Annotated in this window: 14 protein-coding genes and 2 pseudogenes; 10 read left to right on the forward strand and 6 right to left on the reverse strand. The window is 73.0% G+C overall.

Features of this window, described 5'->3' with window-relative positions:
* Positions 1-95: 95 nt before the first annotated feature.
* Positions 96-350, reverse strand: a pseudogene (locus AB0H87_RS26175) (PspC domain-containing protein); the annotation flags it as partial.
* A gap of 146 nt (positions 351-496) precedes the next feature.
* On the opposite strand from AB0H87_RS26175, the gene AB0H87_RS26180 reads away from it, so the two are divergent.
* The 3 genes from AB0H87_RS26180 to AB0H87_RS26190 all read left to right on the forward strand — a co-directional run bounded on the left by AB0H87_RS26180 (position 497) and on the right by AB0H87_RS26190 (position 3,712).
* Positions 497-1,444, forward strand: coding sequence for an NUDIX domain-containing protein (locus AB0H87_RS26180; protein ID WP_360150838.1), 948 nt, complete (start codon positions 497-499; stop codon positions 1,442-1,444).
* A 141-nt stretch (positions 1,445-1,585) separates the two neighbouring features.
* The gene (locus AB0H87_RS26185) at positions 1,586-2,494 is read left to right on the forward strand and encodes an NUDIX domain-containing protein (RefSeq protein WP_360150841.1); all 909 of its coding nucleotides are present in this window, start codon (positions 1,586-1,588) and stop codon (positions 2,492-2,494) included.
* Positions 2,495-2,833: 339 nt separating this feature from the next.
* Entirely contained in the window at positions 2,834-3,712 is an 879-nt protein-coding gene (locus AB0H87_RS26190) for a CDP-alcohol phosphatidyltransferase family protein (protein WP_360150873.1), read from the forward strand.
* A gap of 181 nt (positions 3,713-3,893) precedes the next feature.
* On the opposite strand, the gene AB0H87_RS26195 is transcribed toward AB0H87_RS26190, so the two are convergent.
* Positions 3,894-4,520, reverse strand: a complete 627-nt coding sequence (locus AB0H87_RS26195) for a TetR family transcriptional regulator (RefSeq protein ID WP_360150844.1) — start codon at positions 4,518-4,520, stop codon at positions 3,894-3,896.
* A gap of 69 nt (positions 4,521-4,589) precedes the next feature.
* Between AB0H87_RS26195 and AB0H87_RS26200 the strand changes: the two genes are divergently transcribed.
* Genes AB0H87_RS26200 through AB0H87_RS26220 form a run of 5 tightly spaced genes read left to right on the forward strand, consistent with a single transcriptional unit; the run spans position 4,590 to position 8,784 of the window.
* Positions 4,590-5,159 carry a biotin transporter BioY gene (locus AB0H87_RS26200; protein WP_360150846.1) on the forward strand — a complete coding sequence of 190 codons (570 nt, stop codon included), beginning with the start codon at positions 4,590-4,592 and terminating at the stop codon, positions 5,157-5,159.
* Positions 5,156-6,385: a fatty acid--CoA ligase family protein gene (locus AB0H87_RS26205; protein ID WP_360150849.1), complete on the forward strand. Its 1,230-nt coding sequence runs from the start codon at positions 5,156-5,158 to the stop codon at positions 6,383-6,385. Before AB0H87_RS26200 ends, AB0H87_RS26205 begins: the two co-directional genes overlap by 4 nt.
* Positions 6,378-7,505, forward strand: a complete 1,128-nt coding sequence (locus AB0H87_RS26210) for a thiolase family protein (RefSeq protein WP_360150852.1) — start codon at positions 6,378-6,380, stop codon at positions 7,503-7,505. Before AB0H87_RS26205 ends, AB0H87_RS26210 begins: the two co-directional genes overlap by 8 nt.
* On the forward strand, positions 7,502-8,191 hold the full coding sequence (locus tag AB0H87_RS26215; protein ID WP_360150855.1) for an ABC transporter ATP-binding protein: 690 nt from the start codon (positions 7,502-7,504) through the stop codon (positions 8,189-8,191). Before AB0H87_RS26210 ends, AB0H87_RS26215 begins: the two co-directional genes overlap by 4 nt.
* The gene (locus AB0H87_RS26220; protein ID WP_360150858.1) at positions 8,188-8,784 is read left to right on the forward strand and encodes an energy-coupling factor transporter transmembrane protein EcfT; all 597 of its coding nucleotides are present in this window, start codon (positions 8,188-8,190) and stop codon (positions 8,782-8,784) included. Before AB0H87_RS26215 ends, AB0H87_RS26220 begins: the two co-directional genes overlap by 4 nt.
* Here the strand turns inward: AB0H87_RS26220 and AB0H87_RS26225 are convergent.
* The 3 genes from AB0H87_RS26225 to AB0H87_RS26235 all read right to left on the reverse strand — a co-directional run bounded on the left by AB0H87_RS26225 (position 8,781) and on the right by AB0H87_RS26235 (position 11,882).
* Positions 8,781-10,007 carry a phosphatidylserine decarboxylase gene (locus AB0H87_RS26225; protein WP_360150861.1) on the reverse strand — a complete coding sequence of 409 codons (1,227 nt, stop codon included), beginning with the start codon at positions 10,005-10,007 and terminating at the stop codon, positions 8,781-8,783. The two genes, AB0H87_RS26220 and AB0H87_RS26225, sit on opposite strands and share 4 nt — an antisense overlap.
* Before the next feature lie 97 nt (positions 10,008-10,104).
* The gene (locus tag AB0H87_RS26230; RefSeq protein ID WP_360150864.1) at positions 10,105-10,425 is read right to left on the reverse strand and encodes a hypothetical protein; all 321 of its coding nucleotides are present in this window, start codon (positions 10,423-10,425) and stop codon (positions 10,105-10,107) included.
* Positions 10,422-11,882: a PspC domain-containing protein gene (locus AB0H87_RS26235; protein ID WP_360150867.1), complete on the reverse strand. Its 1,461-nt coding sequence runs from the start codon at positions 11,880-11,882 to the stop codon at positions 10,422-10,424. The genes AB0H87_RS26230 and AB0H87_RS26235 overlap by 4 nt, the downstream gene beginning before the upstream one ends.
* A 154-nt stretch (positions 11,883-12,036) precedes the next feature.
* Between AB0H87_RS26235 and AB0H87_RS26240 the strand changes: the two genes are divergently transcribed.
* Both AB0H87_RS26240 and AB0H87_RS26245 read left to right on the forward strand, forming a co-directional pair.
* Positions 12,037-13,287, forward strand: a complete 1,251-nt coding sequence (locus tag AB0H87_RS26240) for a PspC domain-containing protein (protein ID WP_360150876.1) — start codon at positions 12,037-12,039, stop codon at positions 13,285-13,287.
* A gap of 7 nt (positions 13,288-13,294) precedes the next feature.
* Positions 13,295-13,966, forward strand: a complete 672-nt coding sequence (locus AB0H87_RS26245) for a response regulator transcription factor (RefSeq protein WP_360150870.1) — start codon at positions 13,295-13,297, stop codon at positions 13,964-13,966.
* 222 nt (positions 13,967-14,188) lie between these two features.
* On the opposite strand, the pseudogene AB0H87_RS26250 reads toward AB0H87_RS26245, so the two are convergent.
* Positions 14,189-14,274, reverse strand: a pseudogene (locus tag AB0H87_RS26250) (TRIC cation channel family protein); the annotation flags it as partial.

Here is a 14,274-nt window from a genome sequence, read left to right on the forward strand (position 1 = left end):
TGGCCGGTGTGCTGCCGCGCGTGCTCGAGCGCCGTCCACTGTCGATGCCGATCGCCTTCCTGGTGCTCGGCATGCTCGTCTACGCCGCGGGTCTGGGTCTGCCAGTTCGCGGACGCGCCGCCGCCGTGCCACGCCGCGCCGGGCGGCTCTTCCGGCATCAGGAACCACAGCACCGGGTAGGCCAGCAGCGCCAGGCCGCCGGTGAGGACCACGGTGACCGCGAAGATCACTCGCATCAGCACCGGGTCGACGCCGAAGTAGCGGCCGAGGCCGCCGCAGACGCCTGCAATGATCTTGTCGTCGGTGGTTCGGCGTAGCTGTTTGTACGGTGGGTTCGCGCTCGTCGTCATGCTTCTACGGTCCACCCGACAGGACGGTTCTACCTCGGGTACCGCCCGGAGCCTTACCCTGAATCTGGACCCCTGCGGGTGATCAAGTGTCAGCAATCCGACTCCAGCCCCGGAGGTGTCGAGTGATTCGGGAAGAATCTCCCTCTGTGACCCCCGCGCTCGAACCGGTTCGCCGCATAGCGGCCTACGCCGTCTGCACCGACGGCAGCGGCCGCGTGCTCCTGGTCCGGGCATCCACCCGGTCCGGCACCCCGGGCGCCTGGTCCCTCCCCGGCGGCGCTGTCGATCATGGTGAGGATCCCAACCACACAGTTGTACGCGAGTCCGCCGCCGAAACCGGCCTCTCCATCACGGTGACCGGCCTCCGCGACGTGCTGGCCGACATGCGCGCCCTCCCACACCGCGGGGTCACGATCCACACCGACCGGTTGATCTACGCCGCCTCGGTCCGCGGCGGCACCCTGGTCGACCGGGTCGGCCAACCGACGGACCTGGCCCGCTGGCACACCCTGGACGAGGCCAAGGGCTTGCCCCTGCGCCCGTTCACGGCCACCGCGCTGGGCCTGCCACCGGCGACCATCGACCTGCGCCCGGACGAGACCCCGGACTTCCCCTCCTTCTACGCCGCGCCGGGCCCCGACGGCCTGCACCGCGCGCAGCGCTTCGCCGCGTACGCGGTGGCCCTCGACCCGGCCGGCCGAATCCTGCTGACCCGGGTCGCGGCGGGCTACCCGGGCGCGGGCTGCTGGCACCTACCTGGCGGCGGCACGGACTTCGGCGAGCAGCCGGGCCAGGCCCTGCTCCGCGAACTGGTCGAGGAAACAGGCCAGTCGGGCCGCCTGGTGTCGCTGCTGGGCGTGGCGAGCCACCGCGACGCGGCGTCGCTGGGCCCGGAGGGCTACCCGATCGACTGGCACGGCGTCCGCGCCTTCTACCGCGTGGCCGTCGACAACCCGGTCGCCCCGAAGGTCGCCGACGTAGGCGGCTCCACGGACGACGCCCGCTGGTTCCCGGTGGACGAGGTCCGCGGCCTCCCGGAATCCGCCATCACGGAAGTAACCGCCGACGCGGTCCGCGCCGCCTTCCCTGAGTAGCCGCGACGGCGGAACCCGACCCAACCCGCATCGGATGGCTGGCGACGTAGTCGCGGTGGCGGGCATGGGCCGCGTCGAACCGCTCCCGGCGGTCCCGGTGCGGCGCGGGCGGGGCGTACCCGTCAGTAAGATCTTCTGATCATGGAGCGGCGGCGGCGGATCGGTGCCTACGGGCTGTGCCGGGATGGCGGTCGGGTGTTGCTTGCCCGGTCTTCGGACGCGTCCGACTTCCCCGGCGTCTGGCAGATTCCCGGCGGCGGGCTCGAGCACGGGGAGTCGCCCGCGGACGCGCTGGTGCGCGAGTACCGCGAGGAGACCGGGCTCGAGATCGAGATCGGGCGGCCGATCGCCGCGATGGCGTCCGTGCGTGAGTTGTGGGACATCGACTTCGCCTGGCATTTCGACCTCATCGTGTACGAGGTCAGCGTGCGCCGCGGCATCCTGCGGCACGAGGTGGCCGGGACCAGCGACCAGGTCGCCTGGGTGGCCGTGCGCGAGCTGGCCGACCTAAGGCTCATGCCGTTCACCGCGGAGATCCTCGGCCAGCCCGTGGTCCCGCTCGACTTCGCCGCGCCGCATCCGCTCGGGCGGCGGCCGTCACCACCTCCCTTGCCGGCCGACCGGGGGCAGCGGTTCGCCGCCTATGGGCTGGTGACCTCGCCGCGCGGCGTACTCCTGACGAAGATCTCCGAAGGTTTTCCCGGTGCCGGCAAGTGGCACCTGCCCGGTGGCGGGACCGACTTCGGCGAGCAGCCGGCGGCCGGGTTGCTGCGCGAGCTGGCCGAGGAGTCGGGGCAGGCCGGCGAGATCGTCGAGCTGCTGTCGGTGTCCGACCACCGCAACCCGCGGGCGCTCGGGCCCGAGGGCTATCCGATCGACTGGCATGCGGTGCGGGTCACGTATCGCGTCGATGTCCCGGTGGCCACCGAGCCGCGGGTGGCCGAGGTCGGCGGATCGACGGCTGACGCACGCTGGTTCTCCCGCGCCGAGGTGCCGGGGCTGACGCTCACCGATGTCGCCGCGCAGGCGATCCCGGCATGGGGCCGCTGAGCTGCGCAGACGGCACAAATCACCAATGTTGCCGCCTAGGCCGTATACTCGGTGATTGGGCCAAGAGCTCAAACCGTCGGCTATGCCGTTTAAGTGAAGACTGTCGCGTTCGTGCCGGTTCATCCGATTGGACCGTGTACGACTCTCGCCAATCAGCCCCATCTGTGCGATGGTGTAGACCGCAAGATCGGGCGGTCGTTCGATCTTGGCGGCGGAGAAATCCGATCCCCGGACCTGGAGGACCACGTGCCGAGAGCCCCTTGGCGTCGGCGTAGCACCATCGATAGTCCGCGGCTCGCCTTCGACAGCCCGCGCCCCGGCGGTCGCCGGTGGTACGGCCTGCGTCGCGGCGGTAGCACCCTGGCCCGGCAGGTCCTGCGCGTGCGGGTCGGCCGGCGTTCGCGGGTCACCTTGGTGCATCCCGACAGCCACACCGTCGATCCGCTGGCCATCCGCGAGATCCAGGCGATCGCGCCGATCAGCCCCGCGGTAGGCCCCAGCGAGGCGGCCCCGGCTGTCGGCATGTCGATCCCGCTGCTGCCCGGTGAGCGCACGGCCGCCCGGCGCGCGAAGTTCGCGCTGGTCAACGGCTGCACGCTGGCGAGCCTGGGCCTCGGCCTGCTGGCCATCTTCCTGGCCATGCAGGGCGACGTCCGGATCGCCGCGATCTGCCTGGTGGCCTGCGTGGTCTTCGACGGCCTGGACGGCATCCTCGCCCGCCGCCTCGGCGTGGCCAGCCCGTTCGGCGCCCAGATGGACTCCCTGGCCGACATGTGCTCGTTCGGCCTCGCCGCACCGGTCGTGGTGTACGCGTCGCTGCACGGCACGGTCTCGACCGCCGGCGCCGCCATCGCCTGCGCGCTGGTCGCCGGCTGCGCCGCGATCCGCCTGGCCCGGTTCAACGTCAGCCCGAAGGACGGCCGCTTCTTCTGCGGCGTGCCCACCACGATGGCCGCCGCGGTGCTGGCCCTCGCGGTCCTGATCGGCCTGCCGGTCTCGGGCACGTTCGTCGTCGCCGGCGTCGCCCTCCTGGCGTTCGCGATGGTCTCGAGCTTCCCCTACGCCAAGCTGGCCCGCCTCGTGAAGCTGCCGCCGTGGCTGCTCCTGGTCCCGGTGGTCGGCGCGCTGCTGGACATCCGTGCGACCTTCTTCGCGGTCGTGATCGCCTACCTGGCCAGCGGCCCCCTCCTCTGGCTGCGTCAACGCCACACGGCCTGACCCGAACGCGCGACCTACGCGGCCCCTGCCGGATCCCGCGGGGGCCGCTTCACGCCCAGCCCAAGCATTTGCCGCACCGCGCGCAGCCAGTTGGTGAGTCCCACGCTGATTGGTACCGAGCGGAGCCGCGAAGGTTCACCAGAGAGTTCTACGAAGTCACGTGAAGGCTTGCGGCCCGCGCTCAGCGAGCCTGGACAGGCGGCCGGACCTGGGCCTCCAAGCCGGCCACCAACAGCGTGATCCCCAGCTCGAACGCCTGCGGCGCCTGGGCCGCCGGATCCTCATGGTCCAGCGAATGCTCCTCCGCCACCGCCCCCAGGCTGTCGGCCTGCATGCGCTGCTGACGGTGGAAAGCGTGCCCGACGATGAAGTGGACCATCGTCTCCGCGGCGAGCTCCGTGGTCCGCGGGTCGAACCCGCCCCCGCCGATCGCCGAAGCCAACCGCTGCTGCAGCTCAGCAGCCCCCAACCCCAGCGCCAGCGTGCTGGAGACCACCTCCGCGCCGTCCTTGAAGGCCAGCAGCGCGTCGTGCAGCGCCGACGCCTCTGCCCGGACCGCGTCGCGCCAGTCGGCAGCGGACCGCGACGAGAGCCGCGCCCCGGCGATGATCTGGTCCGACACCGCCGCCAGCAACGACTGCTTGTTGGGGAAGTGCCAGTACAGCGCGCTCGCCGCCACTCCCAGCGTGTTCGCCAGGTGCCGCATCGTCAGGTCGGGTAGACCCTGGCGGTCGAGGATCTCCAGCGCCGCGGCGACGACGTCGTCGCGGGTGTTTCGGACATAACCGCTGCTATCCGATCTCGGCATCCCACCACTATAGTGAACGCCGTTCAGGAGAACGGTGTTCAGGTGAACGGCGTTCAAGAGAGGGAGTCGATGGACAGGTTCGATACGCGCGACGTCACCCGGATCGTGGTCTTCGCCGCCATCCTCGCCGTCCTCGGCCTCCCGGGCGCCATACCCATCGGCGGGCCCGTGCCGATCACCGCGCAGACGCTCGGCGTGATGCTCGCCGGCGCCGTGCTGGGCGCCTGGCGTGGCGCCACCGCCGTCGTCATCTTCCTCGTGCTCGTCCTCGCCGGGCTCCCGCTGCTCTCCGGCGGCCGCGGTGGCGCGGGCGTCTTCGTCGGCCCCTCCGCCGGCTTCCTCATCGGCTGGATCTTCGGCGCGTTCGTGGTCGGCCTGATCGTCCGGCTCGGCGGCCGCCGGCCGGTCTGGTGGCGCACCGCGCTCGGCTGCTTCGTCGGCGGCGCGCTGGTCGTCTACGCGATCGGCATCCCGGTGCAGTCGATGGTCACCGGCCTCTCGATCGGCAGGACCGCGGTCACCAGCGCCGCCTTCCTCCCGGGCGACCTGCTCAAGACCGTGGCCGCCACGATCATCACGATGGCGCTGTGGCGCGCGTACCCCCGTGCCTTCGGCAATCCCACCCGGACCAGGGCGTGACCGGCGGCCTGATCCACGGCGACACCGTCCTCACCGCCGCGGAACTCGACGAGCGCATCGAACGCGCGACGCCCGCAGGCATCGAGCCGGGCCAGGTCGTGCCGATCCGCCACCCTGACCGGGTGACCGCACTGGTCACCGCCTTGGCCGTGCACCAGGCCGGCGGCGTGCCGCTGGTCGGCGACGACCGCTGGGACGACACCTACTGGACCGACCTGAAGCAACGCGCGGAGGCGGTCGACCGTCGACCCGGCATGGGCTGGGGCACCTTCACCTCGGGCAGCACCGGCGCGCCGCGCATGATCGTCCGCACCGCCGCCTCTTGGGCCGCCTCGTTCGCCGCCGTCGAGCGGCTCACCGTCCTGACCAAGCATGACGTCGTCTACCTGCCGTCGCCGCTGGTCTCCTCGGTGACCATGTTCTCGGCCGCACACGCCCGCCACCTGGGCGCCACCATCCTGCTGCCCCGCACGCACAGCGTCTCCAAGGCCGACCTGACCCACGCGACCGTCCTGCACGGCACGCCCTACGCCCTGCGCGACGTTCTGGAAACCAACACCCCGCATCGGGTACGCGTCGCGCTGATCGGCGGCGCCCGCCTCGATCCGGATCTGCGGGCACGCGCGGAGCAAGCCGGAATCCAGGTGATCAGCTACTACGGCGCCGCCGAACTGTCCTTTGTGGCCGTCGACCCCGACGGCCAGGGCCTGCGCCCCTTCCCCGGCGTCGAGCTGAGGACCGACGCCGAGATCCTCTGGGTCCGCTCGCCCTACTTCGCACACGGCTACCTCGGCACCACCGACGGCCCGTTCCGCCGCGACGCCGACGGCTGGGGCACGGTCGGCGACCTCGTCGCGGACGCACCGGGCCCGCTGCGACTGCGCGGCCGCAGCGACGGCGCGATCCTGACCGCCGCCGCCACCGTCGTACCCGAGGACGTCGAAGCCGCCCTGCTCGGCATCGACGGCATCGCTGACGCGGTGGTCTTCGCACTGCCGCACGAGCGGGCCGGCGAGCTGGTCGCGGCCGTCATCGAGACCGCACCCGGCCAGCCCCCGCCCACCGCCCGTGAGCTGCGGGAACGCGCCGGCTCGCTGCTCACCGGCAGCCACCGCCCACGCCGCTGGTTCTGGACCGACCAGCTGCCCAGGACCGCCACCGGCAAGCCGGCCCGGGAGCGGATCCGCCACGACGCGATCGAGGGCCGGGTGCATCGAATTGGTTGAGCCGAACACGCCCGTCGTCGTCGCCGCCCGGCGTACGCCCATCGCGGTCAAGGGCGGGGCCCTCGCCCACCTGACCGCGGCCGAGCTGGCCGCGCCCGTGATCCGGGCCTGCCTCGACGACACGAAATTTGACGCACCCGTCGGCGACGTCGTGCTCGGCAACTGCATGGGACCGGGCGGCAACATCGCCCGCGTCGCCGCCCTTGCCGCTGGCCTCGGCAACGCGGTGCCCGGCATGACCATCGACCGCCAGTGCGGCAGCGGCCTCGCCGCGATCATCACGGCGGCCGAGGCGATCCGCGCCGGCGACCGCAGGCTCCGGATCGCCGGCGGCGTCGAGAGCTGCTCCACCACGCCGACCCGGATCGCCGACGGGGTCGCCTACGCCCGCGCACCCTTCGCGCCGCCGGGCCACCCCGACCCCGACATGGTCCGCGCCGCGCAGGACCTGGCCGTCCTGGACCGGATCAGCCGCGAGCGGCAGGACGCCTACGCCGCCCGCAGCCACGGCCGGGCCGTACACACGAATTTCGAAGCCGAGTTGGTCCCGTTGGCCGGCGCGACCGCGGACAGCGGCCCCCGCAAGCGGATCGAATCGATGCTCGGCCGTTTCCCGGCCCTGTTCCCCGACGCCGAAGACGGCGGCACGCTGACGGCCGGCAACTCCTGCCGCGACAGCGACGGCGCCGCGGCGGTCGCGCTGGTGCCGGCGAAAGACGCCGGAGCCGGCCTCGCCCTCGTCGCCGCGGCCACCGTGGGCTGCGATCCCGCCCTGCCCGGGCTCGGCCCCGTGCCGGCGGTCGAGCAACTCCTCGCCGACACCGGCACCACCCTCGCCGACCTGGCCGCGATCGAGATCGTCGAGGCCTTCGCCGCACAGGCGCTGGCCGCGCTGACCCGGCTGGGCCTCGCGAGCGACACGCACGTCGACCCGCGGGTCTGCGCCGACGGCGGCGCACTCGCCCTCGGCCACCCGTGGGGCGCCAGCGCCGCGGTCAGCGTCGTCCGCCTGTTCAGCCGCCTGGTCCGCGCCGGCGCCCCGGCCGGCACGCGCGGCCTCGCCACGGCGGCCGTCGGCGGCGGGCTCGGCGTGGCCGCCCTGTTCGAGGTCGTCCGGTGAGGGACATCGAGCTGTCGGCCGTCACGGTCGAGTTCCCGGCCCGGGTCGCGCTGCGGGACGTGACGGTGCGCCTCGACCAGCGGCGGATCGCCGTCGTCGGCGCAAACGGATCCGGGAAGTCGACCTTCGCGCGTACGCTCAACGGCCTCGTCACGCCGACCACCGGCGACGTCCGGGTGCACGGCATCGACCCGGTCCGCCAGGCCAAGCAGCTCCGGCGCCGGGTCGGCTTCGTGTTCAGCAACCCGGACACGCAGATCATCATGCCCACCGTCGCCGAGGACGCGGCGTTCTCGTTGCGCGGCCGCGGACTGTCCCGCGCCGAGATCCGCGACCGGGTCGCCGCCGCGCTTGATCGGGTCGGCCTCACCGAGTACGCGGACGCGCCCGCGCACACCCTCTCCGGTGGAGAGAAGCAGCTGCTCGCGCTGACGGCGGTGCTGATCGGCGAGCCGAGCCTGGTGGTGGCCGACGAGCCGACCGCCTACCTGGACGCGGCGAACAGCCGGCGCATCGCCCGCTTCCTGCTCGACGAGATGCCGCAGCAGCTCGTCCTGGCCACCCACGACCTCAAGCTCGCCGCCCGGTGCGACATCGCGCTGCGCTTCGCGGACGGTCGGCTGATCGACATCGGCGACCCGGACAAGGTCATCGCCTCGTACGAGCACGACCAGGACCAGGCGTGATCTCGCTGTACCGGCCCGGCACCAGCGTGCTGCACCGGCTGCCCGCCGGCCCGAAGCTGCTGGCCGCCATGGCGCTCGCCCTGGCGATCTCGCTCGCGCCGCCGAACCCATGGCTGCTCGGGGTGACGATCGCCGCCGTCGGCGCCGGCTACGTGGTCGCGGGTCTCGGGGCGGCCGACCTCGCCCGCGAGGCGTGGCGGCTGCGCTGGGTCGTCGTCATCGTGGCGATCGGCCAGGTGTTCTTCCTGCCCTGGCAAACGGTGGCCGCCAACGTCGCCCGCGTCGTCGTGGTGATCCTCATGGCCAACCTGGTCACCCTGACGACCCGCACGGAACGGATCGTCGACGCCATCGAGCGCGCCCTCACGCCGCTGCGCCGGCTAGGTGTCAACCCGGGCCGCGTCGCGCTGATGCTTTCGATGACCATCACCACGATCCCGGTCATCGCCGGCTACGCGGCCCAGATCCGCGAGGCTCAGCGGGCCCGGGGCGTACCCCTGGCGCCGCTGGCCTTCGTCGTACCCCTGCTGATCATGACTTTGAAACACGCGGACGACCTGGCCGACGCCTTGACCGCCCGCGGTGCGGACTAACGCCAGCGCGCGATCACCGAGGAGCCGCCGACCACCCGGTCGCCGGGAGCGACCAGCGCGTCCGCGGTGCCGGCCGGCAGGTAGACGTCGGTCCGCGAGCCGAACCGGATCAGGCCGAACCGCTCGCCGCGCGCCAGCAGGGCGCCGACCGGTGCCCGCTGCACGATCCGCCGGGCGATCAGCCCGGTCCGCTGCGCGACCACGACCGTGCCGCGCGCCGTGTCCAGCACTGTGTACGCGGCCACGTTGTGCTCGGCCGCCGGGTTCATCGCCGCCGCGTAGCCGCCGTCGGTGACGAAGTAGTCGACCACCTTGCCGGCCACCGGGCTGCGGTTGACGTGCACGTCGAGGACCGAGAGGAACACCGCGACGCGGAGGAACTCGCTGTCGCCGAAGCGCTCGTCGGTCACCCGCTCGACCGAGAGGACCTTGCCGTCGGAGGCCGCGACCACGGCCGACGGGTCTTCCGGCACGTCCCGCTCCGGGTCGCGGAAGAACGCGGCGACCGGCAGCGCGGCCAGCGCCGGCATCAGCCACAGCTTGGACGACGGGCGGGCCCGCCGGGTCAACGCGGCCACGCCGAGCGCGATGCCCGCGGCGACCACGCCGTTGGAGTCGATGTGCATCGAGCGGGTCAGCGGGACGCTCGACGGCCGGTAGGCGGGCGCGAGCTGCTCGGCCGCGGCGGCCTCGGCGGGGGAGAAGCGCAGCCGGTGCACGCGGACCGGCGGCCGGTTGGCCAGCACCAGGTCGGAGCCGACGCCGAAGAGCGCGGCCTGCCGGTCGAGCTCCGCGGCGGCGCCACCGGTGAAGCCGGGCAGCGCCGGCGCGGCGAGCGCGAGCACCGCGCCGTCGGCCAGGTACTTCGCCAGCCCGTCGATCGTCGCCCGGGTGTCGTCGGCGGACCCCGTCAGCGGCTCCGCGACGATCACGACCTGTGCCGGGTCGGCCTCACCGACCGACTCGGCCACCCGCACGCGGTCGACGATCCACTGACCCTGCTGGTGCACGTGTGCGCGCAGGTCGGCGCTGGTCGTGCCCGCGCCCGGGGTGACGACCAGCGCGTCTCCCGGTAGCAGGGCGTCGAACGCGGCCCGGAGCACCTCGGACCCGGGCGCCGCGCCGACCACCAGGGCGGTCTTCGGGGCCGCGTGGCGGGCGAGCTCGGCGGTGAGCGTGCGCGCGGCGCGCTCACCGAACATGTGCGCGGGGGAGGCGGTCATTTCGGGCTGGCTCCTCGACGGGTCGGTATCAGGACAAAACAGCGCTGACCGGCGGAGGCGACAAACCTCCACCGGCCAGCATAGGTGCCGCGCTCAGTTACTCGTGGCTTTGACCGCGCGGCGGTGCCGAGACCGGCTCGCCGAGATCCGGCAGGGTCACCGGCTCCGGGTCCAGCTCCGGCGCGGTGACCGGGTCAGCGGCCGGGACGGCCGAGCGCTGGGCCGCGTTGGCGTTGCGTGCGGACCGGATGGCGCCCATCAGGCCCAGCAGGCCCAGCAGGATCAGGCCGAACGCGACCCACCAGCCGGCGGCCGGCACCTTCACGTGCACGAGCTGGGCGAACACCCACCAGCCGAAGATCGCCAGGAAGATGACCGCGAACGTCAGGGACAGCAGGTCGGTGCGGTGCGGCTTCATCGGGACACCTCCACCCGGCCGGTGTTGACGTGGATCGTGAGGCGCAGCGTGCCGCCGCCGACGCCGTCCAGTCCGTTGTCCTCGACCGTCGTGGACTGCCCGAACCCGCTCGCCGAGCGGTCGAAGACCTGCGCGTCGCCCGCGTCGATGTTGACGTCGGCCACGACGTCGACGTTGTCCGGCACCCTGACCTCGAGCTCACCGGCGTTGAGGTTGACGTCGACCTCCTTGGTCTGGCCCGCGAAGTCGAGGTTGGTCAGGTCGAGCCGGGCGTCACCGAACGGCAGCCGGTAGCTCGGCCGCAGCTCGTTCATCGTCCGTGGCTCCCAGACCGCGTCGCGCCGGCCGATCCGGTCGTGGTCGACCTGGTACTCGGCGATCGAGGAGATGCCGAGCGCGGCCGCGGCGGCCAGGCCGAGCGCGATCAGCCAGCGGGCCCGGCCGAGCCAGGTGCCGACCAGCAGGCCGAGCGCGATCGTGAGCAGCGCGGCGGCGAAGTACGTCGTCGGCCGCACCCGGATCACGTTGAGCAGGTCGAGCATCGCCACGACGCCCATCGCCACGAAGATCAGTGAGAACGTCGCGGCGCCCAGCGCCGAGCGCTCCTTCGGGGGCTTCGGTGGCTTCGGCGGTCGCGGTGGCGCCGGTGGCGGCGGCGGTGGTCCGCCGTACGGCCCGTGGGGCGCGAACGGCGGCTGGTAGCCCGGCTGCGGCCGGGGCGGGTAGGGGCCCGTGACCGGCGGGAACTGCTGCGTCGGCGCCGGCTGCCCGTACGCCTGGGTCGGCTCGTCGACCGCCACCGGCGGCGGCGCGGCCGGCGCCTGAGCGGGCACGGGCTGCGTCGGCTGCTCCGTCGGCGTCGACTGCCATGGCGCGCTCCCGGCCCACGGCGAGACGTTGGACCAGGTGAACCGCTCGCCGGCCGGCACGCCCCCCGACGGCACCGGCTGCGGTCCCACCCGCTGGTTGCGGTTGAGCAGAAGCGCCCCGCCGATCAGGATCGCCGCGCCGAGCACGAAGGCCCGGAAGGCGTCGGTGACGAGGAAGCCGAACAGCACCGTGCAGCCGACGCCCAGGATGATCGCCGTCACGGGCGACATGCTGGAGCGCCCCTTGCCGAGCACCGCCTCGATCGGCGACGCGGTGTCGCCCTCGGCCGGGATCAGCAGCCACGCGGTCACGTAGATCAGCACGCCGACCGCGAAGAACACGGTCAGCACGGCGAACAGCACCCGCCACAGGATCGGGTCGGTGTTGGTGGCCCGGCCGATCGCCGCGCAGACCCCGGCGAGGTAGCGCCCGCTGTGCGGGCGGGTCAGCCCGTACCGCGTGGCGAAACCCGAGGTGCCGGTCGCGGTGCCGGCGCCGGGCGGAGGCGGCGGCGGTGGTCCGGGCGGCGGCGCGGCGGCCTCGTCCGCCGGGCGCCCGCCGGCCGGTGTGTCGGGGGTCTCGGTCATAGCGTCGATACTGGCGGTGCGGGCGCCCGAGCGACCTCCGGAACCGACCCTGAGCCCACCCTGAGAAATCCGGCGCCGCAGGTTAGGGGGCCTCCCCGTGGCCGTGGGGTGGCTGTGCGTGTGACGATCGGTACCACCCGGAAGGAGTTTCGCCATCACCGCACCCACCGCAGCACCGCGCCTCTACCGCGCCCGCGACAACCGCATGGTCGCCGGGGTGGCCACCGGGCTCGCCGAGCACCTCGGCGTCCCGGTCACCCGCGTGCGCGTGGCGTTCGTGTTGCTGCTGGGGTTCAGCGGGCTCGGGCTGCTCCTCTACGCCGCGTTCTGGGCGGTGCTGCCGCAGCGCCCGCGCACCGCCGCCGACCAGCCCCGCCGCGGCTGGGCCCAGGTGATCCCGTTCCTGCTGATCGGCCTCGGCGTGCTGATCTCCCAGGGCCTCCTGCTCAACTCGGTCGGCGCCGCGGCCACCGGCGGCTGGCTGATCGCGCTGGTCGCGGTCGGCGCCGGCGTGATCTGGCACCAGTCCGACCCGGAGCGGCGCCGCCAGTGGAGCGAGACACTGCCACAGATGCCGTGGCTCGGCGCCGTGGTCGACGAGAGCGACCGCCGGGCCTTCCTGCTGCGCTTCATCGGCGGCGGCGTGCTGGTCGCGACCGGCATCATCGGCGTGGTGGCGGTCTACGCGCCGGCCGGCAACATCGGCGCCGTCGTCAACGGCGTGATCTTCGCGCTGGTCGGCCTGTTCGGCGTCGCCGTGGTCGCCGGCCCGGCGCTGTGGCGCACCTTCAACCAGCTCCGCGCCGAGCGCGAGGGCCGGATCCGCGAGACGGAGCGCGCCGAGGTCGCCGCCATGGTGCACGACCAGGTGCTGCACACGCTCGCACTGATCCAGCGCAACGCGGGCGACGTCAAGGTCGTCCAGCGGCTGGCCCGCGGCCAGGAGCGGTCGCTGCGCAACTGGCTCTACAAGCCGACCGCGTCGCCGACGGAGCGCTTCGCGGCCGCGCTGGAGCAGGCGGCGGCCGAGGTCGAGGACACCTTCGCGATCACCGTGGAGACCGTGGTCGTCGGCGACCGGGAGACCGACGAACGCGTCGGCGCGCTGGTCGCGGCCGCCCGGGAGGCCATGGTCAACGCGGCCAAGCACGCCAAGGTGCAGACCGTCTCCCTATACGCCGAGGCCGAGCCGGAGCAGCTGAGCGTCTTCGTCCGCGACCGCGGCGCCGGCTTCGACCCCTCTACAGTGGAAGACACGCGGCACGGTGTGCGCGGTTCGATCATCGGCCGGATGACCCGCCACGGCGGCCGGTCCGAGATCCGCAGCGAGCCCGGCACCGGCACCGAGGTGCGCCTCTTCCTCCCGATCGCCCGCATGACGACCAATGCCAGCAAGGACAGGTGAGCCCCAGATGACCGAGAACGCCACGCCGACCGACGCACCGCAGGCGTTGCGGGTCTTCGTCGTCGACGACCACGCGATGTTCCGAGCCGGCGTCCGCGCCGAGCTGGCGGGCCGGGTCGACGTGATCGGCGAGGCCAGCACCGTCGCCGAGGCGGTGAGCCGGATCAGCGCGCTGGAGCCGGACGTCGTGCTGCTGGACGTACACATGCCCGACGGCGGCGGCCGCGCGGTGCTCGAGGTGGTGCGCCGGACCCACCCGCAGGTCCGCTTCCTGGCGCTCAGCGTCTCCGACGCGGCCGAGGACGTGATCGGCCTGATCCGCGCGGGCGCCCGGGGCTACGTCACCAAGACCATCTCCTCTGAGGAGCTCGCCGCCGCCATCCGCCGGGTGGCCGACGGGGACGCGGTCTTCAGCCCCCGCCTGGCGGGCTTCGTCCTGGACGCCTTCGCGAGCCGCTCCGACACGGCGGTCGCGGACCCCGAGCTCGACCAGCTCACCAACCGCGAGCGCGAGGTCCTGCGCCTACTGGCGCGCGGGTACGCGTACAAGGAGATCGCAAAAGAGCTCTTCATCTCGATAAAGACGGTGGAGACGCACGTGTCCAACGTCCTGCGCAAGCTGCAGATGTCGAACCGGTACGAGCTGTCCCGCTGGGCTGCTGACCGCCGACTGGTGTAAATCTGGCATTTTGCTCGGGTCCGCGGTGGTCCGGACCGTCGCTCCCGCCAGCCACCACCTCCGCGCTGGGCACGGCCACCTCAACACCGACGGCTGTTCGCGGGGCGCGGTCACGGGTCGACTCGATGACCGATCGAAGCCGCGGCCAGATCCGCGCCGAACCGCGGCGTGTTCGTGCAGCCAAGGTGATGGCGCTCGGCCGGCGCCGCGGTTTGCCACAACGGCGTAGCGCCAGTCGTCGAAGGCCAGTGGCGGGTTCTGGTCGACCACCAGGTCACGGACGATTCCGCCGCCGAGCGCCGCCACGA

This window comes from Asanoa sp. NPDC050611 (assembly GCF_040654855.1).
Lineage (GTDB): Bacteria > Actinomycetota > Actinomycetes > Mycobacteriales > Micromonosporaceae > Asanoa.